General features: G+C 63.9%; 26 protein-coding genes and 1 pseudogene. 19 read left to right on the forward strand and 8 right to left on the reverse strand.

Going from position 1 to position 26,628, the window contains the following annotated elements:
• The first annotated feature begins 119 nt into the window (after positions 1–119).
• The 8 genes from nrdR to IYY11_RS07740 all read left to right on the forward strand — a co-directional run bounded on the left by nrdR (position 120) and on the right by IYY11_RS07740 (position 9,599).
• Positions 120–620, forward strand: a complete 501-nt coding sequence (gene nrdR, locus IYY11_RS07705; RefSeq protein WP_196403322.1) for a transcriptional regulator NrdR — start codon at positions 120–122, stop codon at positions 618–620.
• Complete coding sequence (gene ribD, locus IYY11_RS07710) at positions 617–1,747, forward strand: bifunctional diaminohydroxyphosphoribosylaminopyrimidine deaminase/5-amino-6-(5-phosphoribosylamino)uracil reductase RibD (protein WP_196403323.1); 1,131 nt, start codon at positions 617–619, stop codon at positions 1,745–1,747. Before nrdR ends, ribD begins: the two co-directional genes overlap by 4 nt.
• Positions 1,747–2,385, forward strand: coding sequence for a riboflavin synthase (locus IYY11_RS07715; protein ID WP_196403324.1), 639 nt, complete (start codon positions 1,747–1,749; stop codon positions 2,383–2,385). The genes ribD and IYY11_RS07715 overlap by 1 nt, the downstream gene beginning before the upstream one ends.
• A 322-nt stretch (positions 2,386–2,707) precedes the next feature.
• On the forward strand, positions 2,708–3,190 hold the full coding sequence (gene ribH, locus IYY11_RS07720) for a 6,7-dimethyl-8-ribityllumazine synthase (RefSeq protein ID WP_196403325.1): 483 nt from the start codon (positions 2,708–2,710) through the stop codon (positions 3,188–3,190).
• Positions 3,187–3,639 carry a transcription antitermination factor NusB gene (nusB, locus tag IYY11_RS07725; protein WP_018408555.1) on the forward strand — a complete coding sequence of 151 codons (453 nt, stop codon included), beginning with the start codon at positions 3,187–3,189 and terminating at the stop codon, positions 3,637–3,639. The genes ribH and nusB overlap by 4 nt, the downstream gene beginning before the upstream one ends.
• 144 nt (positions 3,640–3,783) lie before the next feature.
• Positions 3,784–4,731, forward strand: a complete 948-nt coding sequence (gene thiL, locus IYY11_RS07730) for a thiamine-phosphate kinase (protein ID WP_196403326.1) — start codon at positions 3,784–3,786, stop codon at positions 4,729–4,731.
• Between the two features lie 186 nt (positions 4,732–4,917).
• Positions 4,918–7,098, forward strand: coding sequence for a sodium-translocating pyrophosphatase (locus tag IYY11_RS07735; RefSeq protein WP_196403327.1), 2,181 nt, complete (start codon positions 4,918–4,920; stop codon positions 7,096–7,098).
• A gap of 467 nt (positions 7,099–7,565) precedes the next feature.
• Entirely contained in the window at positions 7,566–9,599 is a 2,034-nt protein-coding gene (locus IYY11_RS07740) for an NAD(+) synthase (RefSeq protein WP_196403328.1), read from the forward strand.
• A 71-nt stretch (positions 9,600–9,670) separates the two neighbouring features.
• Here IYY11_RS07740 and IYY11_RS07745 read toward each other — a convergent pair whose 3' ends face one another.
• Positions 9,671–9,844: a DUF1328 domain-containing protein gene (locus tag IYY11_RS07745; protein WP_196392467.1), complete on the reverse strand. Its 174-nt coding sequence runs from the start codon at positions 9,842–9,844 to the stop codon at positions 9,671–9,673.
• A 149-nt stretch (positions 9,845–9,993) separates the two neighbouring features.
• Between IYY11_RS07745 and IYY11_RS23450 the strand changes: the two are divergent.
• Both IYY11_RS23450 and IYY11_RS22955 read left to right on the forward strand, forming a co-directional pair.
• A pseudogene (locus IYY11_RS23450) lies at positions 9,994–10,230 on the forward strand (DUF6629 family protein); the annotation flags it as partial.
• Positions 10,231–10,255: 25 nt separating this feature from the next.
• Positions 10,256–10,657 (forward strand): DUF6629 family protein, encoded by a 402-nt coding sequence (locus tag IYY11_RS22955; RefSeq protein WP_246719751.1) that lies wholly within the window; start codon positions 10,256–10,258, stop codon positions 10,655–10,657.
• Here the strand turns inward: IYY11_RS22955 and IYY11_RS07755 are convergent.
• A complete protein-coding gene (locus IYY11_RS07755; protein ID WP_196403329.1) occupies positions 10,654–11,520 on the reverse strand; it encodes a D-amino-acid transaminase in 867 nt (288 codons plus the stop codon). The genes IYY11_RS22955 and IYY11_RS07755 overlap by 4 nt on opposite strands.
• A 212-nt stretch (positions 11,521–11,732) precedes the next feature.
• Between IYY11_RS07755 and IYY11_RS07760 the strand changes: the two genes are divergently transcribed.
• Positions 11,733–13,133 carry a hypothetical protein gene (locus tag IYY11_RS07760; protein WP_196403330.1) on the forward strand — a complete coding sequence of 467 codons (1,401 nt, stop codon included), beginning with the start codon at positions 11,733–11,735 and terminating at the stop codon, positions 13,131–13,133.
• Entirely contained in the window at positions 13,130–14,197 is a 1,068-nt protein-coding gene (locus IYY11_RS07765) for a M14 family metallopeptidase (RefSeq protein ID WP_196403331.1), read from the forward strand. Before IYY11_RS07760 ends, IYY11_RS07765 begins: the two co-directional genes overlap by 4 nt.
• Here the strand turns inward: IYY11_RS07765 and IYY11_RS07770 are convergent.
• From IYY11_RS07770 to IYY11_RS07780, 3 genes are all read right to left on the reverse strand, one after another.
• A complete protein-coding gene (locus tag IYY11_RS07770) occupies positions 14,194–14,550 on the reverse strand; it encodes a copper-binding protein (RefSeq protein WP_196403332.1) in 357 nt (118 codons plus the stop codon). The two genes, IYY11_RS07765 and IYY11_RS07770, sit on opposite strands and share 4 nt — an antisense overlap.
• A gap of 30 nt (positions 14,551–14,580) precedes the next feature.
• Entirely contained in the window at positions 14,581–15,024 is a 444-nt protein-coding gene (locus IYY11_RS07775) for a four-helix bundle copper-binding protein (protein ID WP_196403333.1), read from the reverse strand.
• Between the two features lie 144 nt (positions 15,025–15,168).
• Positions 15,169–15,768, reverse strand: coding sequence for a DUF938 domain-containing protein (locus IYY11_RS07780; RefSeq protein ID WP_196403334.1), 600 nt, complete (start codon positions 15,766–15,768; stop codon positions 15,169–15,171).
• Positions 15,769–15,934: 166 nt separating this feature from the next.
• Here IYY11_RS07780 and IYY11_RS07785 point away from each other — a divergent pair, with 166 nt between their 5' ends.
• Complete coding sequence (locus IYY11_RS07785) at positions 15,935–16,255, forward strand: hypothetical protein (protein ID WP_196403335.1); 321 nt, start codon at positions 15,935–15,937, stop codon at positions 16,253–16,255.
• Positions 16,256–16,309: 54 nt separating this feature from the next.
• On the opposite strand, the gene IYY11_RS07790 is transcribed toward IYY11_RS07785, so the two are convergent.
• Positions 16,310–17,275 carry an endonuclease/exonuclease/phosphatase family protein gene (locus tag IYY11_RS07790; protein ID WP_196403336.1) on the reverse strand — a complete coding sequence of 322 codons (966 nt, stop codon included), beginning with the start codon at positions 17,273–17,275 and terminating at the stop codon, positions 16,310–16,312.
• Between the two features lie 104 nt (positions 17,276–17,379).
• Between IYY11_RS07790 and IYY11_RS07795 the strand changes: the two genes are divergently transcribed.
• The 6 genes from IYY11_RS07795 (at position 17,380) to IYY11_RS07820 (ending at position 24,510) form a co-directional block, all read left to right on the forward strand.
• Positions 17,380–18,069: a Crp/Fnr family transcriptional regulator gene (locus IYY11_RS07795; RefSeq protein ID WP_154453636.1), complete on the forward strand. Its 690-nt coding sequence runs from the start codon at positions 17,380–17,382 to the stop codon at positions 18,067–18,069.
• A 109-nt stretch (positions 18,070–18,178) separates the two neighbouring features.
• The gene (locus IYY11_RS07800) at positions 18,179–18,586 is read left to right on the forward strand and encodes a polysaccharide deacetylase (RefSeq protein WP_196403337.1); all 408 of its coding nucleotides are present in this window, start codon (positions 18,179–18,181) and stop codon (positions 18,584–18,586) included.
• A 265-nt stretch (positions 18,587–18,851) separates the two neighbouring features.
• Positions 18,852–20,210: a tetratricopeptide repeat protein gene (locus tag IYY11_RS07805; protein ID WP_196403338.1), complete on the forward strand. Its 1,359-nt coding sequence runs from the start codon at positions 18,852–18,854 to the stop codon at positions 20,208–20,210.
• 12 nt (positions 20,211–20,222) lie between these two features.
• The gene (locus IYY11_RS23285) at positions 20,223–21,464 is read left to right on the forward strand and encodes a FecR domain-containing protein (RefSeq protein WP_196403339.1); all 1,242 of its coding nucleotides are present in this window, start codon (positions 20,223–20,225) and stop codon (positions 21,462–21,464) included.
• A 64-nt stretch (positions 21,465–21,528) separates the two neighbouring features.
• The gene (locus IYY11_RS07815) at positions 21,529–23,745 is read left to right on the forward strand and encodes a CHASE2 domain-containing protein (RefSeq protein WP_196403340.1); all 2,217 of its coding nucleotides are present in this window, start codon (positions 21,529–21,531) and stop codon (positions 23,743–23,745) included.
• Between the two features lie 78 nt (positions 23,746–23,823).
• Complete coding sequence (locus IYY11_RS07820; protein ID WP_196403341.1) at positions 23,824–24,510, forward strand: hypothetical protein; 687 nt, start codon at positions 23,824–23,826, stop codon at positions 24,508–24,510.
• A 113-nt stretch (positions 24,511–24,623) separates the two neighbouring features.
• On the opposite strand, the gene IYY11_RS07825 is transcribed toward IYY11_RS07820, so the two are convergent.
• Entirely contained in the window at positions 24,624–26,219 is a 1,596-nt protein-coding gene (locus tag IYY11_RS07825) for a L,D-transpeptidase family protein (RefSeq protein WP_196403342.1), read from the reverse strand.
• Positions 26,220–26,239: 20 nt separating this feature from the next.
• On the reverse strand, positions 26,240–26,590 hold the full coding sequence (locus IYY11_RS07830) for a hypothetical protein (RefSeq protein WP_196403343.1): 351 nt from the start codon (positions 26,588–26,590) through the stop codon (positions 26,240–26,242).
• Between the last annotated feature and the right edge of the window lie 38 nt (positions 26,591–26,628).

The raw sequence follows: 26,628 nt of genomic DNA on the forward strand, positions 1-26,628 counted from the left end.
ACGTCGAAGGCGCGACGGATGAGGGTTCTCTCCGTCGCATGGACTGTGATAGCCCTCACCCGACCCCGCTTCGCGGGGCCACCCTCTCCCGCATGCGGGAGAGGGGAAAGGCGCCCCACATGCGCTGTCCCTATTGCGGCTCCGTCGACACGCAGGTGAAGGACTCCCGTCCTGCCGAGGACTCGTCCTGCATTCGGCGTCGCCGTGTCTGTCCGACTTGCGGCGGCCGCTTCACGACCTTTGAGCGCGTGCAGCTGCGCGAAATCATCGTCGTCAAGAAGTCGGGTCGGCGGGCGCCATTCAATCGCGACAAGTTGACGCGCTCGGTTGAAATCGCCTTGCGCAAGCGTCCGGTCGAGGCGGACCGCGTCGAGCAGATGATTTCCGGAATCGTTCGTCAGCTCGAAAGCCTCGGCGAAGTCGAGGTGGAAAGTCAGCGGATCGGCGAATTGGTCATCGAAGGCCTGCGTTCGCTGGACCCCGTCGCCTATGTGCGTTTCGCCTCGGTGTATCGCGATTTCCGCGAAGTTCGCGACTTCTCCGCGGTGATCGATGAATTGGAGAGCGGCGGCGACGGCGCGGCTTTTGCACCGGACTCCGACGACCCAGAGAAGGCATGACGATCCACGAAGCCTTTCCGCAGACCGCGACCGACGACGCCTATATGGCGGCGGCGCTTGCGCTCGGCCGGCGCAATCTGGGCCGCACCGCGCCCAATCCCGCGGTCGGCGCGCTGCTTGTGCGCGACGGCGTCGTGATCGCCCGCGGCTGGACCGCGCCGGGCGGGCGCCCGCATGCGGAGGCGATCGCCATGGCCGCGGCGGGCGAGGCGGCGCGCGGCGCAACGCTTTACGTCACTTTGGAGCCCTGCGCGCATCATGGGGCGACGCCGCCTTGCGTCGACTCGATCATCGCCGGCGGCGTCGCGCGCGTCGTCACCGCGCTGGAGGACCCCGACCCGCGCGTCTCGGGCGACGGCTTCGCCCGATTGCGTGAAGCGGGAATCGAGGTCCTTATTGGTCCCGGCGCCGCTGCGGCGCGCGCCGATCATCTCGGGCACGTTTTACGCGTCACCCGTCGCCGCCCGATGATGACGCTTAAGTTGGCCATGACGGCGGATGGCTACGCCGCAGGCGCCGCGCATGATCCGCGCCTGCACATCACCGGACCTATCTCTGACGCATTCACGCATGTGCAGCGATCGCTGCATGATGCGATCATGATCGGCGGCGGCACGGCGCGCGACGACGATCCGCTGATGACCGTGCGCCTGCCGGGCATGCAGCGGCTCAAGCCGCTCCGCGTCGTGCTCGACGAGAAGCTGTCGCTGTCGCCGCGATCGCGCCTGGCGTCGACGGCGCGTGAAACGCCGCTGCTCGTGATCGCTGGAGCGGCCGTCGCCGATGAAGCGGCCAAAGCGTTTGAAAACGCCACCGGCGCAGAGGTTGTCCGCATCGCGACGCGGGAAGGCCTGCTTGATCTTACCAGCGCCCTAAGACTTTTGGCAGATCGCGGCGTCACCCGCGTCTTCAGCGAAGGCGGGCCGCGCGTCGCCGAAAGTCTGCTCGCCGCGGATCTTGCCGATGAGGTCATCCTGCACACCGCCGTCAAGCCGCTCGGGCGGGCAGGCCGTCCCGCGCTGACCCCTGCGGCGCGCGCCGCCCTCGAGGACGATTCGCGTTACCGTCTGATCGAAACGCGCGCGCTCGGCGCCGACACCATGACCCGATACGCGCGGGTCGACTGATGTTCACCGGAATCGTGACCGATGTGGGCGAAGTTATTGCGATGACGCCGCGCGGCGAACTGCGCCACCTGCGCATCGCCTGTTCATACGATCCCGACGGCATCGCTCTGGGCGCCTCCATCGCCTGCTCGGGCGTGTGCCTGACGGTCGTCGCCGTCGCGCGCGAGGGTGCGCGAACGATCTTCGAGGTCGACGCCGCCGCCGAGACGCTCGCCGTCACGACGGTCGGAACATGGGCCTGCGGAACGCGCGTCAATCTCGAACGCGCGTTGAAGATCGGCGACGAACTCGGCGGCCATATCGTCACCGGCCATGTCGACGGCGTCGCGCGCACCATATCGCGCGACGATTTCTGCGATAGGGCGCCCGAAGGACGCCCGTTTGAAGAAACACGCATGTCCAGATTCTGGATCGAGGCGCCGCGTGCTCTGTCGCGCTTCGTCGCCAAGAAAGGCTCCGTAGCGCTCGACGGCGTTTCGCTCACGGTGAACGACGTCGACGGCGATCGCTTTTCCGTGCTGCTCATTCCGCATACGCTGAGCGTTACGACGCTCGGCGGGCGCAGAGCAGGGGATGCGCTCAATATCGAAGTCGATCTGATGGCGCGCTATGCGGCAAGGTTGAGCGAAGCGCGGTAGGCTGAGTTTGGCGGGAGGATGTGTATAACGGCCATACCGGCTGACAGAGCGCCGCTCGTGTGACATAACGCGCCGAGAAAATTGGTTCGCGGATTTCCCTCCCACAAGGAGAGGGTGGCCCCGGCCAGGGCGTCCGTAGGGACGCCCTTTGTAAACGACAGGCTTTTGGCCGAGTCGGGTGTGGGGTTTTGCGCCTCAGCGATACGCTGTGGCGGCGCGTCCCGCACCTTTGCAATTGAGAACGCGAACCCTCGCTTGGCTGCTTCGCAGCCCAACCTTCTCCCGGCGGGAGAAGGTTGCGTGCACTCATGGAGTCGCCTGAATGGCTGGTTTTGCACCCGACGACGCTGACTCTGCGCCCGTTCCCGGCGCGCATATTCTCGTCGTCACCACCAAATTCAACGCCCACATCGTCGCCATGCTGCGCGAAGGCGCGCTTGACGCCTTGCGCGCGCTCCAGGCGCAGGCGACGGTGATCGAAGTCCCCGGCGCGCTGGAGATCGCCACAGCGGCCGCGATCGCGCTCGACGACGCCGAGCTTGCCGGCGCGCCCTATGATGGAGTCGTTGCGCTTGGATGCGTCATCCGCGGCGAGACCTATCATTTCGAACTCGTCGCCAATGAAAGCACGCGCGCGCTGATGAATCTTTCCGTCTCGCGCCGCCTGCCGCTCGGCAACGGCGTGCTCACTGTGGAGAATGAGGCGCAGGCGATCGTGCGCGCCGATCCCAAGCAGGGCGACAAGGGCGCTGACGCGGCGCGCGCGGCGCTCGCGCTCGTGCGCCTCAAACGGGGCGTCGTATGAGCGTCGATCAACGCTCGGCGTCGCGTCTGGCGATCGTGCAGGCGCTTTACCAAATGGAAGTCGCCGGCAAAGGGCTCAACGAAATTTTCGCCGAGTTCGAGTCTCACTGGATTGGACGCGAGATCGAAGGCGCGCAATATAAGCCGGCGGACGCCGCCTTTTTTCGCGACGTGCTGCAAGGAGTCCTGACCGACCAGGTCGCGATCGACCGGCAGATCGATCGCGCGCTGTCCGGCGGTTGGCCGTTGTCACGATTGGAGTCCGTCATGCGCGCCGCCCTGCGCGCCGGCGTCTATGAACTGCGGTCGCGCAAGGACGTCCCGGCGCGCGTCGTCATCAAGGAATATGTCGACGTCGCCGGCGCCTTTTTCGGGCCGACCGAGTCGGGCATGGTGAACGCCGTGCTCGACAGGATCGCGCATGAGGAGCGCGCCGAAGAGTTGAGTTGACAGGAAAGCAGCCGCCCGTCTTCCTCGTCCTTCGAGACGCCCGCTGCGCGGGCTCCTCAGGATGAGGAAGACGGCGGCGCCCAAACCTCGCCCTCATGCTGAGGAGCGAGAGAAGCTCGCGTCTCGAAGCACGAGGGCGAAGCCATGCAGCGCTACAGCGAAGACGACATCATCGCCCGCATCTTCGCGCCGATCGCCGGCGCGGCGGCGCTTGGACTCAAGGACGACGCGGCGCTTCTCGCGCCCGAAAGCGCGCCGCTCGTCGTCACGACCGACATGGTTGTCGCGGGCGTACATTTCTTCGCGGATGATGACCCTTCGCTGATCGCCAAGAAGGCGCTGCGCGTCAATCTCTCCGACCTTGCCGCCAAAGGCGCGGAGCCGATCGGCTTTCTGCTGGGCCTGGCGCTGCCGGCCCACTGGACCAACGCTTGGCTGGACGCTTTCGCCGCCGGGCTCGCCGAGGATGCGCGCGACTATGGCGCGCCGCTCATCGGCGGCGATACGGCTGCGACTCCGGGGCCGCTGACCATCTCGATCACGGCGCTTGGTCGCACGCGGCGCTTCGTGCCCCGCACCGGGGCAAGGCCAGGGGACGCCATCTTCGTGTCGGGCCCGATCGGAGACGCCGCGCTGGGTCTCGCGCTGCGCCGCGATCCGGCGCTGGCGCGACGGCTGTCGGATGAGGCGCGCGACTATCTGATCGGGCGCTATCTCCTGCCACAGCCGCGCCTCGATCTCTCGACGTGGCTTTGCGCCAACGCCAGCGCCGCGATGGACATTTCGGACGGACTCGCCGGCGATCTTGCAAAGCTTTGCCGCGCCTCTGGCGTGAGCGCGATTGTCGATCTCGCCTCGGCGCCGCTTTCCAACGCGGCGCGAGAGGCGATCGCCCTCGACCCCGCACTCTTTGAAACGGCGATAACCGGCGGAGACGACTACGAAATCCTCATCGCCGCAGGAAGCGAAGCGCCGCCTGCCGCGCCAGCCTGTCGGATCGGCGAATTTGTGGCGGGAAGCGTACCGCCGATTTTTCTCGACGGACACAAAAAGCCCGTCTTTTTCAAAAAATTGTCCTTCCAACACTTCTGAAAAATACGGGATCGCGCAGCATTGCCGTGCGGCCACGTTTCTGGCAGAAAGCCCGCTGGAAAGCTGCTGTCCCCGCCAGATTCGCTCGGCGGGGCCGCTGCTCCTTTTTTTGTTGCGCGACTCCGTTCGCGGCGACGCGACCAATTCGGCCATTCCCCGGTCGAGGAACGAAAAGGCGAAGCCAAAATGGTTCTGTTTCTAACCATCGTCTTCGGATTGATGTCTATCGTCTATGGCGTGAAGACCTCGCAGGAATTGCTCGCAGCCGATCCGGGGTCGGCGCGGATGCAGGAAATTTCGGGCGCCGTCGCCGAGGGCGCGCAGGCCTATCTCAACCGCCAATATAAGACCATCGCCATGGTTGGCGGCGTGATCTTCGTCATTCTCGTCATCCTGCTCGGCTGGGCGGTCGCCTTCGGATTCATGCTCGGCGCGGTGCTCTCCGGCGCGGCCGGCTATATCGGCATGAATGTCTCGGTGCGCGCCAACGTCCGCACCGCGCAGGCGGCGACGAAATCGCTCGCCGGCGGCCTCGACATCGCCTTCAAGGCCGGCGCGGTCACCGGACTTCTGGTCGCCGGCCTCGCGCTGCTTGGCGTCGCGGTTTATTACGCGATCCTCACTTGGTTCGCCGGCTACGCGCCTTCGGATCGCACGGTCGTCGACGCGCTGGTGGCGCTGGGTTTCGGCGGGTCGCTGATTTCGATTTTCGCCCGTCTTGGCGGCGGCATCTTCACCAAGGGCGCTGACGTCGGCGCCGATCTCGTCGGCAAGGTCGAAGCTGGCATTCCCGAGGACGACCCACGCAATCCCGCCACGATCGCCGACAACGTCGGCGACAATGTCGGCGATTGCGCCGGCATGGCGGCCGACCTCTTCGAGACCTATGCGGTGACGGTCGTCGCCACCATGGTGCTCGCCTCGATCTTCTTCGCCGGTCAGGAAGGCCTGTCGTCGGCGATGATCTATCCGCTCGCGATCGGCGGCCTTTCGATCCTCACGTCGATCGCCGGCACCTATTTCGTGAAGATGGGCGACGACGATACGGAATGGGGCAAGTTCGCCGCGCCCTATTTCAAGAAGCTCGGCATCGATGATTCCATCATGGGCGCGCTTTACAAGGGCCTCGTCGCCGCGGGCGTGCTGTCGATCGGCGGGCTCTTCCTGGCGACGACCTTTACCGTCGGCTGGGGCGAGATCGGCAAGGCGAATGGCGAAGCCATCCACGGCTACGGCCTGTTCCTCTCCGGCGTGCTGGGCTTGCTCGTCACCGGCGCGATCGTCTACATCACCGAATATTACACCGCCACCGGCAAGCGTCCGGTGGTGTCGATTGCTCAGGCGTCGGTGACGGGCCACGGCACCAACGTGATCCAGGGCCTCGCCGTGTCGCTTGAATCGACAGCGGCGCCGGCGCTCGTGATCGTTCTCGGCATTATCCTCACCTATGAGCTCGGCGGGCTCTATGGCACCGCGATCGCGGTGACCACGATGCTCGGCCTCGCCGGCATGGTCGTAGCCCTCGACGCCTTCGGCCCGGTCACCGACAACGCCGGCGGCATCGCCGAAATGGCGGGCCTGCCGAAAGAGGTGCGTCGCAATACCGATGCGCTCGACGCCGTGGGCAACACCACGAAGGCCGTCACCAAGGGCTACGCCATCGGCTCGGCGGGCCTTGGCGCGCTGGTGCTCTTTGCCGCCTACACGAACGATCTGAAGCATTTCATCGATACCGACGTGCCGTTTTTCAAAGGGCTGGGGAAGATCGACTTCGAACTCTCCAATCCCTATGTCGTCGCGGGACTCATCTTTGGCGGCCTCATCCCCTATCTCTTCGGCGGCATCGCCATGACGGCGGTGGGGCGCGCGGCGGGCTCGGTGGTCGTCGAGGTGCGCCGCCAGTTTAAGGAAAAGCCCGGCATCATGGCGGGCACGGACCGGCCGGATTACGGCCGCGCCGTCGATATGCTGACGCAGGCGGCGATCAAGGAAATGATCGTGCCCTCGCTGCTGCCGGTGCTGGCGCCGATCGTCGCCTTCGTCGTCGCCTGGATCCTTGGCGGCAAGGCCAACGCCTTCGCGGCGCTGGGCGCGTTGCTGCTGGGCGTCATCGTCAACGGGCTCTTCGTCGCTATTTCGATGACGTCGGGCGGCGGCGCCTGGGACAACGCCAAGAAGTCCTTCGAAGACGGCTTCATCGACAAGGACGGTGTGAAGCATGAGAAGGGCTCCGAGGCCCATAAGGCGGCGGTGACCGGCGACACCGTCGGCGACCCCTATAAGGACACCGCCGGCCCTGCAGTGAACCCGGCGATCAAGATCACCAATATCGTGGCGCTGCTGATGCTGGCGATCCTCGCGCATTGAGCGACGCGACACGCGTTTTAAGAGGGGCGGGGGAAACCTCGCCCCTCTTTTTTTGAACTTGTCTTGTAAATAAATATCAGCAACTTCTCCTGGGTTCAGGAATATGGCCCGCGTTCGCGAGAACTTTACGACCCAAGTCGAAAGCGCTTTGCTCGCCGAGATTCGCATGCTTGCAAAGCACGAGGGCCGGCAGCTTGAATCCGTCGTAGAGGACGCGCTGCGAACCTATGTCAAAAACGCAGCAGGACGAAGCCGCGACATCGCGTCATGGACGCCTATCAATCGAGCCTTGAGCGCTACGGCGCCCTTTATGAGAAGCTCGCCAAGTGAACCGACCTGCGCGTCACGATGATTGGCGCTAGGCATCGGCGGCACGGGCCCAAGGCATGTGACTTTCCCGCGAGCGTCTTGCATTATCACGATGGACAAGCGCGCCAGTCGAACCTTCGGCCGCCCGGGCGGACTTCATGACCCATCCTTTCTATTGTCTGCACACGCATGGCTTCATCCGAGTCGCCGTCGCGACGCCGAACGTGCGTGTCGCCGATCCGGCTTTCAACGTTGCGCGGACGATCGAACTGGCGCGAGACGCTGACAAGCACGGCGCCTCGCTCGTGCTGTTTCCCGAGCTTGGATTGTCCTCATATGCGATCGACGATCTCTTGCAGCAGGAGGCGCTTCTTAACGCCGTTGACGCAGCGCTCGTCGACCTCGTCGAGGCTTCTCAAGCCATCCACCCGCTGATCGTCGTCGGCGCGCCGCTGCGCCATCGCGGCCGTCTCTATAATTGCGCCGTGGCGATCCTGCGCGGCCGCGTGCTCGCCGTGACGCCCAAGGTCTATCTGCCGAACTATCGCGAGTTCTACGAACAGCGCCATTTCGCTTCGGGCGCTTTCATCTCTGGCGAGGACATCGCTGTCGCCGGACAAACCGCGCCCTTCGGCTCTGATACGCTTCTCGAAGCGACGGATTTTCCCGGACTCGTGATCCACACGGAAATTTGCGAGGACGTATGGGTCCCCATTCCCCCTTCGGCGCGTGCGGCTTTGGCGGGCGCGACCGTGCTGCTCAATCTCTCGGCGTCGAACGCGATCGTCGGCAAATCCGACTATCGCGAGACGCTCTGCGCTGCGCATTCGGCGCGCTGTCTTGCGGCCTATCTCTATTCGGCGGCGGGGCAGGGCGAGTCGACGACGGACCTCGCGTGGGACGGAGAAGCGCTGATCTGCGAGAAGGGCGACGTTCTCGCCAAGGCGCCGCGCTTTTCCGATGAGCCACAGCTGGCGCTGGCCGATATCGATATCGGTCGCCTCCTCGCTGAGCGGATGCGGCAAGGCACGTTCGGAGCCTGCGCCGACGTGGAGCAGGGCGCGATAAACTATCGCCGCATCGCCTTCGAACTCGCTCCCGTCTGCGACCGCGATCTTGGGTTTCTGCGCGAGGTCGGACGCTTTCCCTTTGTCCCGGCGGATGAAACGCGGCTCGCCGAGCTGTGTTTCGAGGCGTTCAACATACAATCGCACGGCCTCGAACAACGGCTGCGCGCCACGAAAATAAAAAAGGCGGTGATCGGCGTCTCTGGCGGGCTCGACTCTACACAGGCGTTATTGGTCGCGGTGACCGCGATGGATGCGCTCGGTCTGCCGCGCGAAAATGTGCTCGGCTTCACGCTGCCGGCCTTCGCCACGAGCGAAAGCACCAAGGCCAACGCTTGGCGGCTGATGCGCGCGCTCGGCGTCACCGCGCAAGAAATCGATGTCACCGCGGCTTGTAAGCAAATGCTCGCCGACATCGATCATCCGGCCGCGCGCGGGGAAGCGGTTTACGACACAACTTACGAGAATGTGCAGGCGGGCGCGCGCACGTCGCTGCTGTTTCGTCTTGCCAACCGCCATGGCGCGCTGGTCATCGGCACTGGCGACCTGTCCGAACTCGCCCTCGGTTGGTCCACCTATGGCGTTGGCGATCAGATGTCGCATTACAACGTCAACGCCTCAGTGCCCAAGACGCTTATTCAGCACCTCATCCGCTGGTGCGCGCGCGACGCGCGATTTGGCGCGGAAACGGTCGGCGTGCTCGAGGACGTTCTCGCGACGGAAATCTCCCCCGAGCTGGTGCCCGGTGAAGAGAGACAGCGCACCGAGGAAACGGTCGGGCCCTATGCGCTGCAGGATTTCAATCTTTACTATGCGACACGCTACGGATTTACGCCGGCGAAGATCGCCTTTCTCGCTTGGCGCGCCTGGCGACATGCGGCTGCGGGATCATGGCCCATAGGCGTCGCTGAAGAGGACAAGATCGCCTATGACCTCTCGACGATCAAACATTGGCTCGGCGTTTTCGTGAAGCGATTCTTTGAGGGCAGTCAGTTCAAGCGGTCGGCGATGCCGAACGGCCCCAAAGTCAGTTCGGGAGGGTCGCTGTCGCCGCGTGGTGATTGGCGCGCGCCATCGGATTCGGTTGCGGACGCGTGGCTGAGTTCGCTCGACGATATTCCCTGACGCGCAAATTGAGCCGGCCACTCGAAAGAGCGCCCGGCTCATTTACGACTGCGAGATTACGCGACGACCGCTTAGGCGCGCCGGACGAGGCCGAGAACGACCGATACGACCAGCAGAACCAACGCCAGCCAGAACAATATCCGGGCGCCGTCCACCGCGACGCCGGCCACGCCGCCAAAGCCCAGAAATCCGGCAATGAGAGCGATGACCAGGAACACCACGGCCCAATACAGAAGGTTGCCCATTTTGACCTCCGCTTGTGAACTCTCGTCCTAAAACGCGTCCGCTGCATACATGTTCCGACGCGAACGCATCCCCGCGATTGCTTAGGTCTCGACGCCCGCGAAATCTGCATTAAGATAGCCAAAGCGTTACCTGCACAGTGACGTGATCTATGTGCTATTCGCTTGAGGCAAGCATTACGGCTGGGCTCGGCCTAGGGTTGGCGGGCTACGGAATGGTTGCAAAAGCGCTGCGCCACGACCGGCGCATCTTGCTTTTCGCGGCATTCCCGCTTGTGTTCTCGGCGCACCAGTTCGTCGAAGCTGCGGTATGGCTCACGCGGGCCGATCCCGTCGCCGGGCAGCCTTATCGTTATGTCTACACCTTAATCGCTTTTACAATGTGGCCTGTGCTGACGCCTGCGGCAGCCGCCTATGCGGAATCGGATCCGGAGCGAAATCGTCTTTGGTGGACCATGGGCGGCGTGCATTGTCCTGGCCGCCTATCTTATTGCCAAACTCGCCGGCGCCGACGGCATCGACCTGTCGGTGTATCGGCATTCGCTCGCTTACGATCCGCTGTTCGAGCGTCCGCCGCTCGTGACGGATTTTCTCTATCTCGTAATGACCGTGTCGCCGCTCATTTTCAGCCAGCGACGGGCGATCAACGTTTTCGGCGTCGCGGTGTTGGCGACGTTTTTCTTGGCGCTCGCCGCTAACCGGCCGGCTTGGTATTCGGTTTGGTGTCTCGCTGCTGCGCTGTTCAGCCTGATCATCGCGCTCGCGATTGAAGAAGAGCGCAGCTCCGACTTCGACGGACTGGAAATGCAGCGCTAGCGAGCGCTGGCCGCGTTCGTCGCCCATTCGATGTAGCGCTTGCGCAGCAGGCGACTCGTGTCGCCCGGCGCGCCAGATCCGATGGGGCGGCCATCGAGCGAGACGACCGGCAGCACAAGATTGGAGGCGCTCGTGAGGAAGGCTTCCTTCGCCTCATAAGCCTCGGCGACCGAGAAACTGCGCTCCTCGACGGTCAATCCTTCCCGCTCCGCGAGCAACTGCACGGCTTTCCGTGTACAGCCGGGAAGAACGGCCGAGGAGTTTAGACGTGTCACGAGCACGTTCTCGCGGGTGAGGATGAAGGCGGTCGAGGATGAGCCTTCGGTCACGAAACCGTCCTGATCGACCATCCAAGCCTCCTGGCAGCCGCCCTCAAGCGCCGCTTGCTTCGCCAGGACCTGCGCGAGCAGCGCCGTGCTCTTGATGTCGCGTCGCGCCCATCGAAGATCAGGAACGGTAAGTACTTTTACGCCGGTTTCGGCGGCGGGCGAGGCGATGATGTTTTTCTTCTGAGCGAAGGCGACGAACGTCGGCGCCGCTTCCGCGGGAAATCCGAACTCGCGCTCGGCGGCGGCGCCTCTGGTGATCTGGAGATAGACGAGGCCTTCGCTCAAGCCATTCTTGGCGATAAGTTCGGCCTCGATTTCCGCGATGCCCGCCATCGGTACAGGATTTTCCATACGCAGTTCGCGCAGCGAACGCTCGAGTCGCGAAAGATGCGATGCATTGTCGATCAGCCTGCCGCCAATGACGGCGGCGACCTCATAAACGCCGTCGGCGAACAGGAAGCCGCGGTCTAGAATCGACACGCGCGCCTCGTCGATGGGGATGTAAGCGCCGTTCACGTAAGCGATATCAGACACGGTTGGCTCCCGGGAGAAGGGAGCGCAATCTACAGCAGCGCTCGCGGCTTGTCCTGCCGACGCTTCGGGCTCTATCGCTAGGGCCGGGGAGGCCTAGATAGATGGTCTGCGGTGATCGCCCTTGAGGGCTCCTCGCGACCTCGGTCGCGGACGCCGATGCGCTGGCGCGCTTTGAGAAGCGGATAATACGCTGACGAGCGGAAGGAGGATCCTTGGGCGAGGACATCAAAACCACGGGCTTCACGCCCGCCGACAAGACGCGCTTTGCCGGCCGGCTCGCGCAGGAAACCGATCTCGCGCGCGTCCTGTTCGAACAGGACAAATTTTCGCGCGACGGCCACATGGTCGGCTTCGAAGTCGAAACCTGGATCGTCGATCACAATTATGCGCCGTCCTCGATCAACCAGGAAGTTCTCGAAACTCTCAATGATCCGCTCGTCGTGCCGGAGCTGTCGCGCTTTAACGTCGAGTTGAATTGCGCGCCGTTCCACCTCAAAGGCGATGCGCTAACGCAAGCGCACAGGTCGCTGACGGATCTATGGGCGAAATGCAACGACGTGGCGCATCGGCTCGACGCCAATCTGGTGATGATCGGCACGCTGCCGACGATCCGCGACAGCGATCTGACGATTGCCAATATGTCGCCGCTCAACCGCTACTATGCGCTCAACCAGGAGGTGCTTCGTCTGCGCGGCGGGCAGCCGTTGCACGTCAATATCGCGGGCCGCGACCGCCTTGCGTCCGAGCACAAGGATGTGATGCTCGAGGCTGCGACGACCTCGTTTCAAATCCATCTCAAAGCCCCGGCCGATCTGGCGCATCTCTATTACAACGCCTCGGTGGCGGCGTCGGGGCCGATCCTCGCCGCCAGCGGCAACGCGCCTTTCCTTTTCGGCAAGGCGTTGTGGGAGGAAACGCGCATTCCGCTGTTTGAACAGGCGGTGAAGATGCCGGGCCCGGCCAGGGTCTGCATGGGCTCCGGCTACGCCGACGGGTCTCTCATCGAGATCTTCGAGGAAAATCTTCGCGACTATGAGGCGCTGCTTCCCGTGGCCTATGACGACCCGCCCGAGGCGATGCGCCACCTGCGGTTGCATAATGGCGTCATCTGGCGCTGGAACCGTCCGCTGATCGGCTTCGACGAGAACGGGGCGCCGCATCTGCGGGTCGAACACCGCATTCTGCCCGCGGGACCGACCTTCATCGATATGATGGCCAACGCCGCGCTTTACCTGGGCCTCGCGCGCGCCATCGCCATGAGCGGGGACGGCGGCGCCGGCGGCCTCGCCTTCGCCGACGCCAAACGAAATTTTTACGCCGCGGCGCGCTTTGGCCTCGACGCTAAGCTCGAATGGCCGGGCGAAGGCGAGATCGCCGCAGATCGTCTGCTGCTCGATCGGCTGATTCCCGACGCCAGGGCGGGGCTTCGCGACCTGGGCGTCGCCGAAGCCGATTTCCTCGATATCGTCGAAGCTCGGGTGCAGACGCGGCAAACCGGGGCGGCTTGGCAGCGAAAAGCCCTTGAGGCGCGCGGCGGGGACCTTTATGCCCTGATGGCGGCCTATTGCGAGCGCCAGCGGAGCGGCGCCCCCGTCCATCAGTGGGAAACATGACGAGAACAGTGACCGACGCGCCTTGCGCCTTGCTCGACCGGCTGCCTGATGGATTTCTCGACTGCCCCGCCAATCGCCTGAAGGACATCCTTCCTCGACCGACGCTGTTCGACCTTCCGGGCCGCGACCCGCAACCGGTGTTCGTGTCTACGCTGCTGCATGGGAATGAGACGAGCGGGCTCGCCGCCGTGCAGGAGACTTTGCGCCGTCACGCCGCGCGCGGGCTCAATCGGTCGCTCATCCTGTTCATCGGCAATGTCGACGCCGCGGCGGCGAATGTGCGCACGCTACCCAGTCAGCGCGACTTCAACCGGGTGTGGCGCGGCACGGCCTTTCCCGATGATCCGCTCGCGCATATGGCGCGCTGGATTTACGACTACGTCGAGAAGCGCCGAGCCTTCGCCGCCGTCGACATCCACAACAACACCGGTTTCAATCCTCACTACAGCTGCATCACCAGGCTTGAGCCGAAATACGTCGCGCTCGCGCAGCTTTTCTCCCGCATCGTCGTGCATTTTCAGCGCCCGCGCGGCACCAGCGCCGCGGCCTTCGCGGAACTATGTCCGGCGATCACGGTCGAATGCGGCAAGTCGGGCGCCGATGCCGGCGTGGCGCATGTCGTCGAATTGCTCGACGCCTGCCTCTCGATCGCAGAGCTTCCCGATCACGCGCCGGCCCCGCACGACATCGAATTGCTGCGCACCTGCGCCATCGTGAAGCCGCCCGCCGGCGCAAGCTTTTCCTTCGACGGAACGCCGGCGGACTTTGTCTTCCGCCCCGATATCGACCATCTGAATTTCAGCGAATTGGGCGCTGGCGCCTCTTTCGGCGCGTTGGGCGACGAAGACGCGCGCCTGGAAGTCCTCTCCGGCGAGGGGTTCGACACGCAACCGCTCAACTATTTCGATTATGCCGGCGGTGAAATCAGGCTCGCGCGCCCCGCCATTCCGGCCATGCTGACAGTCGATCGCCGCGCGGTGCAGCAGGATTGTCTATGCTATCTGATGCACCGCATCGGCATGGACGGCTTGGGATATAGCCGCACTGACGCGAACGCGCATTAGGGTTTCTCCGGCCGCACGTCCTCGATGACATAGAGGCCTTTCGCGTCGCGACTGATCGTGAATTTGATCTTCATGCCTTTCGACAGGCTGGAGAGATCAACGTTCGGCGCCACGCGAAACGCCATTGTCATAGGCGACATTTCCAGCGGTCCCGTGATCGGCCCATGGGTGATCATGATCCCTCGCTCGTCCGCGTCGACCGCTCTGACGACGCCCTCGCCTTGCCCGGTCGTCTTCTCCGCCTGTTCCGTCACCTGGGCGACAGTGTAGCGCGGCGCGCCTTGGACCGCCGCGCCGCCAATCCCGATAGAGATGGCGGCGCATGCCGCGACGCGTGCAAATCGCGTGTTCATCGAAGTTCCCGATCTTGCTGTTGAGGTCGGTTAGACTTTACGGCACTCGTCGGCGCATTTCTGGCACGCTTTGCCGCAGGCCACGCATTCGGCGATCTTCGGAAACTTGTCGCACTGCTTTTTGCAGTCTTCGCAAATCATGGCCACCGTCTTCGCCAGCGGACCGACATGCGACGAGTTGAGCGCTGCAAGCGACGCCAGCGCGTTGCATGCGGCGACAAGCTGCAGCGAGGCGTCCGCACATTCGGCCATGCTCGTGTCTTTCATCGCAAACATGCCAAGACAGTGCCGAAGGCAGTCATTGCCGGTGGAGACACATTCGATGCTCGCATGTTCCAGGTTTTTGTAGAGCGGCGGATGCATATCCTCCATTTTGGCCGCGCTGTCCTGTTGGCCGGTTGCCTGAGCAAACGCTTGGGAGGCGGACACGACGGCGGCGGCGGTTCCGACTGCGATGAATTCGCGACGTTCCATGATCTTTCTCCAGTGAGTTCCTGACGCCAAATGCCGAAGGAACTTTTCCGCCGGCATGGCTGGCTCATGTCATCTTTTCGTAACCCGCTGCGGTGCGGTCAGCAAGCAACTCGGGCTCAAGGCCCATGCGCGTCGATGTTTTTCTTACCTGCGAAAGATGACGCTGAGATTGTTGGCGGGCATTTCCACGACCTGGGGCTCCCCAAACCCTTTCTCTCGCGCGCATGCCGCAACATCGTCGAGATCGCGGATGCCCCACGCCGCGTCGCGCGCGCGAAGGCTCCCGTCGAACTCTGCGTTGCTGAGCGCAGTGTGCGCGCCGCCGCATCTGTATGGACCGTATAAATAGAGCGGGGCGCCCTCGCGCAAAGCCCTGCTCCCGCCCTCGAACAACGCCTCGGTCGCGCTCCAGGGCGAAATGTGGGTCATGTTGATGCAGATGATGGCGTCCGCCGTACTGATAGGCCAAGGAAATTCCTCGACGTTCAGTGCGAGCGGCGCATCCACATTGGCGAGTCGTGTGGAGGCGATCCAGGCCGAAATGCTCTCGCGCGCTTCAGCGTTCGGGTCCGACGGACAGAATGTCAGTCCGGGCAGATGCTGTGCGAAAAATGTGACATGTTCTCCCGTGCCGCTCGCAATTTCGAGCGCCACCCCTCTTGTCGGCAAGACGTTGCGCAGGACATCGAGGATCGGGCCGCGATTGCGCGCGGTCGATGGCGCGAAGAGGCGCTTGTCATTCATCTGTTTATCTCACGGCAACACCCTTGGTTGGATCGTAGGCACGAAATTTGATGCGCCTCATACGCGAAAGGCGGGCGCTGACACTCCCTAATCAAGAAGGGCGCCTGCGCGACGGCCTGCAAAAACTCGTCTCTTGCCGCCTCGAACCGTCGATGAGGTCTCGGAAATGTCTCAGCTCTTCGAGCTTGTCGCCTCAAAGCATCCATCGTTTGTCGTATTGGCGACGCTCCGCCTTCCCGGCCACCCCCTGCGGCGCTTTACCAAAGAAGAGGCGGCGATCCTTTCCCGCGCCCTCGACTCCGTCGCGCAGGGCGACCGCGGCGAACAGCAAATTTATATGAGCCCGATCGCCAGCGATCATGACTTCGATGCGAGGGTCGCGCAGAGCGGCATCATCGTCTCCTCCGAAGGTCAAGCGGACGTTGAGCTGGACTGGAGCGAAACGCGCGCCATGGCCGAACAGTTGAGATCGTTTGCGTCCGGGTAGCAAGGAACGGATTGCGCTTGAGCGTCGCGTTCGGGTTCACTAGCGGCGCCGCGGTCATTTTGCGACCAGCTCAAACTGAGCGACCACGGGCGCGTGAAGCGATCCCTCGACAGGTTCTTCCGCGCAGACTTCGTCCTGCAGCCCTTCATTCAGGATCGTGGTCTCGCGCCAATCGGCGGCCAATGCGCGGGAGGCAAGGAGGTGGTCGATCAGCGTTGGACGTCCCGCATGCACCACGGTGAACCGCCGCGACGGCGCAACGCGCTCTTCCAAGGCGACGAGGGCCCGGTCGCCCTCCGCCGCTTCGTCTCCGCCGCCGCGCAAGAGTCGGGTCGGCGCGTCATGCGCGTCGGCGTTGAAGTCGCCGACAATTGCGATCTGCGCCTGCGGCTCCGCGTCAAAAAGAGTCTCGGCGAACAGCCGGGCCTCCAGCGCCTGGCCTTCGCGCTTGAGCGCCGCGACGAACTGGCCCTCGATTTGTGCGCGGCTCGACCCGAAACCGCGCGCCGTCGCGATAGGAATGGCGCGCGGCGCGCGTAGATGCAGATTGACGACGTGGAGCGCGCATCCGTTGGGAAGCTCGACAGCAGCGTAGAGCAGGGGCCTGTCCCAAGCGATCTCCACCGGCTCCGGCTGGGAGCCGTCGGCGTCCCGCGGCGGCGGCCAGCTCCATCGCGCCACGATGTCGTGGTGGATCTGCCGTTGCGCGCGCATCGGCCACCGCGAAAGGATTGCGAGATTGTGGACGTCGGCGGGGGCGTCGCCGCCCGGCCTAACGGTCGTCGCCCGATGAAAATTCGCGTATCGGGTCGTCGCAAGCAACCGGTCGAGCGCGATATATTGCCGCGCGTCATGCTTGTGACGCCTCTGCGCATGAATTTCCTGCAGGCACAATATATCGGCGTCGAGCGTCTCCAGCAGGGGGCGTAGCGCGTCGGTTCGGCGCGCAAACGCCGCCGGTTTGGTCCCCGACCAATCGAGATTTTCCAGATTGAAGGTCGCGACTCGGAACGCTTGCATCGTCAATCATCGCCCGAAGAGTCTGCATCCGCCAGCAGATTGCGCCTCGACGAGTTCAACATTTAGCGGCAATATCGGCGCTATTTCCAATCCGGGAGCGTGATGTGTCCCTATTTGACGGGATTCCTTTCTTTGTTGGTCTCGACCCGACGCGCGGCGAGCAGCTGGCGCGCCAATGCGTGCGCAGGCGCTACGCCGAGCATGAGCTGGTCCTCGATTTCGACGATCCTTCGACCGATGTGTATTTCATCGTCAGCGGCGACGTTCGGGTGCTGATACGCACCGCCGCGGGCAAGGAAATGATTTTCGGGGACTTCGGACCGGGCAAATTCTTCGGCGAGATGGCGGCGGTCGATGGGGCCAAGCGCTCCGCCAATGTGACGGCGCTCACCAACGCGGAACTTTTGCTGGTGCCGCCAGTGGTCTTCAAGGAGATCCTGTTCGGCGAGCCGGAGATTTGCGAGCGGCTGTTGCGTCTGCTGACGGCGCGGGTGCGGGAACTGAATACGCGCCTGTTCGAGCGCTCGGTGCTCGACCTCAAGCATCGGCTCTATTCCGAATTGTTGCGCATGTCGGCGCCGCGCAAGGGGTCGACGGGACAATCGATCGTATCGCCGCCGCCGTTTCAGCATGATCTCGCCGCCCGTATCGGTTGTCGGCGCGAACAGGTCAGCCGCGAACTCTCGGCCATGATCGACGAAGGACTTGCCGAAAAAATTCGCGGCGGTCTCGTGCTGTTGCGCCCGTCGGTCTTGGAGAAGCGGGTTCAAGAGGCGCTCAACGAAGCCGAATGACCCATGTGCGGTCTCGCACAAACAGATGAGGAACAGGGCGCTACCGTCGCTATGCTGCCAACAAGAGGCAAAGGACCCGTGGCAGAGCAAGCGACTGGGAGAACCCGAAATGATTCCCGAATTGACGCCGATCGAGCGTTGCGCCGAAGTGGCGGGTCTGCGCGGCCATGAACTCATCCTGGGCGTGAGCCCCAGCGACAAGCACCATCGCATGCTGGCGCGATACCGCCGGGCCGTCTCGCTCGACGCCGCGCGCGGGCGAGTCGTCGCCGACATCCGCAACGCGGTTGAGATCGGCGCGTCGCGCCGCGCCGCCGACCTGCTGATCGTGCTGCGCTGGCTCCTCGCGCCGGGCGCGTCTTGCGACGATTCACGCGCCATCGCGCGTCCGCGTCGCCGCGTGGTCTCGGCGCGCTGGCGCAGGGGCGTCATTCCCTCGTCGTCGTCGGTCGCCGAGCAGTCGTCGACTGAAAGCGGCGAAGTGGTCTCACTCTTCGATGGCGGGCTCCGGCGTTAGCCGCGCGTCGCGCCTGTGCTTTCAAGGCAACACCCGAGAATTTGTTGCATTCGCCGTTTGTGCAAGGAGAATGGGCAGAAAAGTCCGTAAACCGTTGCTGCATAGGATTAATTCGTAGCAGACACATTGCGCCGTCGTGTCGTTCGCATCGTCGCATCGTCCGGCGCTAGCTTGCTACTCCAGGCGACATGAGTCAGCTTCCGGTTCAGCTGACGGTCCGGGCTTCAATCGCCGTTTTTCGATTTTTTACGGGGGCTTGCCATTTATGTTCGCATATAAAGCGGCGCCGAGGCTTTTGGGCGCACTGTTTGCCGCATTCGCAGTTTTCAGTCCGGCTCTGGCGCAGGAGGATCCGCGCGCCGAACAGGAGCGCCTCGCAGCCTATATTCAGCATAATCCAACCGACTATGACGCGACCTATCGCTACGTCCTGCTGTCGACGGAGCTACGCGACTATGAGGCGGGAATCGGCGCGCTTGAACGCATGCTGATGTTCAACCCGAACTTGTCGCGCGCCCGAAAGGAGCTTGGCTTCCTTTATGCGCGGCTCGGCGCCTATGAAATCTCGGCGCAGCATTTGCGCACCGCGCTCGCCGAAGGCGGCCTCGATGCGGTTCAGGTGGCTCAGGTCGAAGCTCAGCTGCCCGACATCGAGAAGCGCACACAAGCCAACCGGCTTTATCTGCGGATGCACGTCGGCCTGCGGGCGCAATCGAACGCGAATTTCTTTCCGACCAATAATCTTTTCCAGGTCGGCGGCGTCGGCGTTGCGTCGGCCGCCTCGCGCAAGGGCGACATCAACAGCTTCCAATTGGTGCAGGCCGCCCATGATCTGGATTTTCAGAACGGGCGCGGCGACCAGCTCGAGACGCGCGTGACGGGCTACGCCACCGAGCAGTTTCGTCTGCCGCAATACAGCGTCGCGCTGTTCGCCGGCTCGGTCGGACCACGCATCCATATCGCGCCCGATCTTTATCCGGGCCTCTCCATCAAGCCCTACGTGACCGGCGCGGTGGCGCTGCTCGGCGGCAGCAATTATCTGAACGCTGGCGGCGCAGGCATGAGTTTCGGCGCGGAACTTGGTCGCGACCTGTGGTTTGAGCCGGGCGCCGAATGGCGGGCGATCTGGGTCGATCCCTCGCCGGGATTCCTCGGCTATACCGGTTTTTCGCCCTATTCGACGGTATCGACGTTGGCGACTGGCGACGTCGTCACCGGCTACCTGAGCAGCTCCTACAGACTGACAAACGACCTGAGGCTTGAAGGTCGCGTCGCCTATACGCGGGCGTGGGCGGGCAATCCGCAGCAATCTTCCGATCAGGTGGACGTTCAGGCGATGCTGCGGCTCGAGGTCGACCCGCCATTTCCAATTATTCCGCGCCGATGGACCCTCGCGCCTTATGGCCGCTTTACGCATCTTGCCTTCGACGCCGCCAATCCGGTGATCAATCCCTTCGTCGCGCGTCGAGACACCGTCTGGATCGGCGGCCTGATGGTGGACTTGCCGATTACCCCGTATTTCGGTTTCGCCGGCAACGTCGAGTATGCGCGCAACGATTCGAATCTGCCGAATTTCAAGACTGACAACGTGTCCGTCAGTTTCGGGCCAACGGCAAAGTTCTGACGGAGACGATAAATGAAAAAGTTCTCCGCGGCCGCCACAACCGCTCTCGCGCTCGTCGCAGGCCCCGCGCTCGCAGATAACGTCGGGAACGTCGGCGCGGTCAATCAGAGTGCGCACGGCACGCCGCCGGGCGCCGCGAAGCGCTCGCTCTCGGTTGGTCTTGGCGTGCAACGGCGCGAACGCATCGAGACGAGTCCGTACGGCAGCGCCCAGATCGTCTTTAACGACACATCGACGATGACCGTCGGACGCAACAGCGCCGTCACCGTTGACGATTTTGTCTATTCACAAGGCGGCGGCGGTCAGCAGGGCGTGTCGATGGCGAAGGGCGTCATGCGCTTCGTCGGCGGCGGCGTCAGCCACGAAGGCGGCACACGGCTGCGGACGCCGACGGCGTCCATCGGCGTGCGCGGCGGGACGGCGCTGGTTCGGGTTGGCGGCTCATGCGGCACGCTCGTCGTGCATCAATATGGTTTCATCGACGTCGGCGGCCAGGCGCTCACGCGCCCGGGTTATGGGGTCTGCGCGCCGAGCGGCGGGCCGGTGTCGGAGCCTTTCCTCGTGCCGCCTGAGACGATCGCGCAAATCGTCGCGGCATTGGAGAGCGGTAAAGGACAGCGTGGCGGCGCCAAGCGCGAGCCGACGAACGAAGAGGCGAACCTTGCCCTCGGCAATGATCGTCCGCCGGACGTCGTCAGTCCGCCGGGCCTCGACGCGCTGGGTCCGGTTTGGTTCGGCAATGCGATCGTGCAGAGCCGCGCCAACGTCGACAATCAGCCTGCGCCGCTGCCGACGCCAGCGCGCCAGGGCGGAAATGACGGCCACCACGACGATCATGATCACGGCGGACATGGCGGCCATGATCACGGTGGTCATGAAGGCGGCGAGGGCGGCCACGGCGGCCACGGCGAGGGCGGTCACGGCGGACATGGCGAGGGCGGCCATGGCGGACATGGCGAGGGCGGCCACGGCGGACATGGCGAAGGTGGTCACGGCGGCGAAGGCGGCCACGGCGGCGGTTATGGAGGCGGCCATGGCGAAGGCGGCCATGGCGGCGGCTATGAAGGCGGCGAGGGCGGCCAGTACGGTGGTGGCGAGGGCGGTCACGGCGGCGAAGGCGGCGGTGGAGGCCTCTTCGGGGGCGGCGGCTCGGGCCATGGAAGCGGCGGGGGCCAAGGGAGTCACGGAAGCAGCGGTCATGGGAGCGGCGGTCACGGAGGCGGGCCCGTTGCGATTGACGGTCCGGGCGACTAGTTCTGCGGCGTCGCCAGCATCGCCAATCCCCCCGGCGGCGGGGTGACCGTCATGCGAGGTGGAGATGTTGAAGCGGCGTCGCGCCTACCTTCTCGCGATCGTCGCCGCTGCGGTTCTCATTTTTCCCTGGGGAGTTATTCAACCCCGGGCGCTCGACGACCTTCGCAACTTTGTCTTCGACACGTTTCAGCGTTTGGCTCCTCGCGCCTATGATCCCGAGACGCCGACGCGGGTCGTCGGCGTCGACGAAAAAAGTCTCAGCGCCTATGGGCAATGGCCTTGGCCGCGCGCCCGGCTCGCCGAACTTCTTGACCGATTGCGGGAACTCGGCGCGGCGTCCATCGCCTTCGACTTCATCTTCGCGGAGGCGGATCGCGCCGGAGCGTCCCAGCTCATCGAGGCGATTCCCGACCCACGCGCCCGCGCCGAGGTGGCGAAGCTCATCGCAAAAGCGCCGAGCGGCGATCAAGTCCTGGCGCAGGCGCTCTCGAAGGCGCCCGCAACGCTTGGAGTCACGCTGACCGACGCCGTTTCAGCGCCGCTGCCGGCGAAGTCGGGAGTGGTCACCGCCGGCGACGATCCCGCACCCTTTCTCGCCGCGTTCGCCGGCGCGGTCGGCCCGGAGCGAAAGCTTGCGGAAGCGGCGCGAGGGCTTGGCGCGACAAACTGGCTGCCGGATCACGACCAGATCGTTCGTCGGGTGCCGCTGGTGACGCGCGCCGGAGACGTTCTCATGCCCTCCCTGGCGCTCGAAGCCCTGCGCATCGCCCAGGGCGAGCCGGCCATCGTCATTCGGTCTTCAAACGCCAGCGGACAAACCGCTTTCGGCAAGCAGACGGGCGTCAACGCGATTAAGGTCGGCGCCTTCGAAATTGCGACCGGCCCCAACGCGGAGGTCCGGCCACGCTATTCGCACAGCGACGCCGTGCGGGATATTTCAGCCAAGGACGTGCTCGAGGGCCACGTTGCGCGCGACGAGATCGAGGGGCGCATCATCTTCGTCGGCGCGTTGGCGACGGGTCTCGGCGACGTCCGCGCAACGCCTTTGGAGCCGGTCGTTCCCGGAGTCGACGTGCATGCGCAGATCGTCGAATCGATCGCCTCGGGCTCGCTGCTCGCGCGCCCGGACTGGGCGCACGGACTGGAGTTCGTCGTCGCCGCATTCTCGTTTTTGCTGATCATGAGCCTGCTCTTCGTCGCGCCGCCGCTCGTCTCGGCGGCGGCGGCGCCGCTCGCCGTCGCGGGGCTGTTCGCCGGCGCCTTTTATCTGTTCGATCGCCGCGGCCTGCTGCTCGATCCCTCTTATCCGAGTCTCGCGATCCTTGGCGGGTATCTCTTTGGCGCAGTGACGCTCTGGCGGTCCGAAACGTCCGCGCGTCGCCATGTGCGTCAGGCCTTCGGTAAGTTCGTCTCGCCTGCCGTCGTCGATCGCCTCGCCGAACATCCGGAACGGCTGGTGCTCGGCGGCGAGACGCGCGAATTGACCGTGCTGTTTTCCGATCTGCGCAATTTCTCGGGGATTTCGGAAGGCATGAGCGCACGCGAACTCACGCAGTTCATGAATGAATATTTGACCCCGATGACCGACGCCATCCTCGAAGCGGAGGGCACGATCGACAAATATATGGGCGACGCGGTGCTCGCCTTCTGGAACGCGCCGCTCGATATCGACGACCATCCGCGCAAGGCCGTTCAGGCCGCCCTGACGATGCGCGAGGCTCTCGTCAGCCTCAACAGAAAGCGCGCCGCGGCCGCTGCGTCGTCGGGCAATGATGCGCAGCCTGCTGCGATGGGGCTTGGCCTCAATCTCGGCCCTTGCAGCGTCGGCAACATGGGATCCATCCGCCGCTTCGACTATTCGATTCTTGGCGACACGGTGAATCTCGCGTCGCGGCTCGAAGGGGCGAGCAAGGCCTTTCAGACGGACATTGTCGCCTCTGGCGTGGTGCGCGACGCCGCGCCCGACTTCGCCTGGCTTGACCTTGGGCGTGTCCGCGTCGTCGGAAAGAGCGAACCGACGAGGGTTTTCGCGCTCGTCGGCGACAGCGGGGTGGTCGTCTCGGACTCGTATGTGCGCTGGCGCATGTCGCATGACCTCATGCGCCAGGAATATGACTCCGGCCGATTCGAAGCCGCCGCCGAGGGGGCCTCGGCGTTGGCGCGATCGGTTCCCGAGCCCTGGCCCGCGCTCTATGTCGTGTTGGAGCAGCGGTATCGAGGTCTCGCCAGGGAGGGGTCGCAGGATAACTGGTCTTCGGTATGGAATCTTTCGAGCAAGTGACGTCTTCGTCCGAGCGCGACTGCTGTCCAGCCGCATGGCCGCACGTATTATGGGTTCTCTTATGATCGCTACTCGCGCATGATCTCAAAACCGGTGCAGAATTATTGGGCCCTGATCGCCGGGCGTCACGACGCGGATGCTTTTTCGGTTATCGACGCCGCCTATCGCGAACCGCAACGCAGGTATCATGATTGGGGCCATATCGTCGATTTGCTGACGAAGCTCGACTGCTCGAAGGCGCTCGCCGTACGGCCAGATCTGATCGCCGCCGCGATCTTTTGGCATGACGCTGTCTATGAGACACGCGACGACGACGGTCTGCTTCGTCCCGACGCCGAAAATGTTCGCGCCAGCGCAACGCTCTTCGAACGTCACTCGAAATTCGACGAAACAGATGCGCAGGCCATCCATGACCTGATCATGGCGACAGCGAACCACCTCAACGCGCGCGCGACGGTTGAGCATTACCCCGGTTTTTCGCGCGATCTGGACCTCTTCCTCGACCTCGATCTTTCCTCGCTCGGCGCGTCCTGGTCCGAGTTCGAGCAGAATCTGGCGCGGCTTCGTTTCGAATACGCCTGGGTGCCCGAGCCGCTCTTTTGCCTTGGGCGGCTCCAGATGATCGACACATTCGCCGCGCATGGAGACGCGCTTTACCGCCTCGACGAGACGCGCAAGCTCTGGTGCGCGCGGGCGCATCAAAATCTCGCGCGCGCGCAGGAGCAATTGCGCCGGCAGGTGGCGCGGCTCGCCTCGTCGGCCTAGAGCGTTTCCCGATTACATGGAATCATGTGATCGATTGGGAATCGCTCAATATAGAAATATTGGAGCAGTTTCCTATCGAAAAAGCCTGTCAACTTTTTCGGAACCTGCTCCCGTTACAAAGCGAGCGCCGAGCGCACCTTCGCCGAATAGCCGTAGATGTCGTCGTAAAGCTTCAGTGCGCCGTCGTCGTTGACCCCGGCAGTGAAATATTCGATGTGCACCGGAATGGGCTTCGCCAGATTGATGCGGCGCTCCTTCTTGCCGATCAGAGCCTTCAGGCGCTTTTCGTCATAGCCAGGACGCCCGATGATTTCTTCCGCGAGCTTGAACGGATTCTGGACACGTACGCATCCGTGACTGTATGCGCGCTTGGCGCGGGCGAAGAGTTTCTTCTGCGGCGTGTCGTGCATGTAAATCAAGAGGTCGTTCGGAAATACGAATTTGAGCCGGCCAAGCGCGTTCTTCTCGCCGGGCTCCTGCTGAACGAATGGCTTTCCATTACGGTAGGTCACTTTGTATCCGCGCGTGCGAAGCTTGGAGAGCTTGCCGCCGGTTTTGGGCTCCAGCTCCTTCTCTATGATCGACTCCGGAACGGTCCAGGTCGGATTGATGATGATATATGGCATCACGTCGGAAAACACCGGCGTCGGCGACGTCTTCTTGCCCACGACAACGCGCCCGCGAAACACAATTTGATTATCTCGCGTGAATGTCGTCTCGAACTGCGGAATATTGACTTCAAGGCGCGTCGCGCCCATGTCGCGCGGCTCCCAGCGCCACCGCTCCATATTGGCGATGATCTCCGCCTCGACGCGCTTCGCCTTGGCGTCGGAAAGCGACGCAAAATTCGTGATGGGCCGCGCATCCGACTCGTGAGCTGCGGCGGCCTCGCGGCGCGGATGGCCGCGTGCGGCGCGTAGTTCGGCGAGCTTTTCGCGCAAGGCGGCGTAAGCAGGGTGCGGCGGATTGAAGGCGGCAAGCCGCGCGCCGGCCTCATCCCCAGCCTCGGCGATCGCGTCGAGCGCTTGCGCCGGCTTCACCACCGATGGCCGCTCCTCAATGTCAGGGGAAATCGTTGCGGGGTTGACCCGGGCGCCGCTCGCTTGCGCCGCATAATCGGCCACGGCCTCCGATAGCGCCAGTTCGCCCTCGGCGCTCCAGGACGACTCTTGCGCGGGAGTCTTTACGCGCAGGCCGTCGCGGCCGGCGTCGCGCAGAGTGTCCAGCGCGCTTTTCGCCGTTTTCGTGAAGCCATGCGCATCGCGCCAAATCGGCGCATAATCGCGCGTCTTGTAATAAGCGGCGATTTCCGATCGCTGGACGCTTCGGCTGTCGTCGGGCTCCTCATTCGACCAGTCGCGCAGCGCCTGCGCGAGGCTTTCGCGCGCTTCGGTCGCTTGCCGCTCATCGGCCCGCTGCTGTTCATCGACGCCCTGCGGCGCGTCGGCTCCCTTCTGCTTTTCGAGCTCTTGACCGAGCTCTTGGCGCTCATCGCTCTGCTGGTGCTCATCCGCTTCCCGCGGCGCATCGGCCGTCGGCCGGTTGAAGTTTTCGCGTTCTGACGACGGCCTCGCCCTGCGCTCGGCGGCCGCCGGCGAATCGGGCGCGTCGTTTGGCGGGCTCGACATTTGCGCCATGGCCGGGGCGGCGAGCAGGGCGCCTGCGATGACGAAAGGAGCAGCCTGCGGGAGAAGCGAAACGCGAAACATGCTCGAACTCCAGTGAGCCTCTACAAGGCCTTGCGGCAAACAAAACGGATCGTTTGTCCGCGCACGCCATAGCCCTCGTCGGTCTCGACGGTGACGCCATGGCAATTCTGCGTAGGATCTGACTGCGCGACGGCGGTCGATTCCTGCCAGTCGACGGGGAGGATGAAGGGCTTCACGGACGAGAGTCCGGCGGCGACGCGCGCAGTCTGCGAATCCGGCGCCTTGACGAAGAGCGCCTTGGCGGCGGCGAAACTGACATTGGCGGCGAGGATCGCGAAGGCGATCTTCATGGCCAGCGCGATGCGGATCGGTCGCGAAGCGAAGCTGGTCTTGGTCGTGCGGTTCGTCGTGTTGTTCATCGAACGGTTCATGGCGAGTGCCCCGAGGTCGTCCGCTCGATCAGCGGATG

It is taken from the genome of Methylocystis sp. H62 (assembly GCF_015709515.1).
Taxonomy (GTDB): Bacteria; Pseudomonadota; Alphaproteobacteria; order Rhizobiales; family Beijerinckiaceae; genus Methylocystis.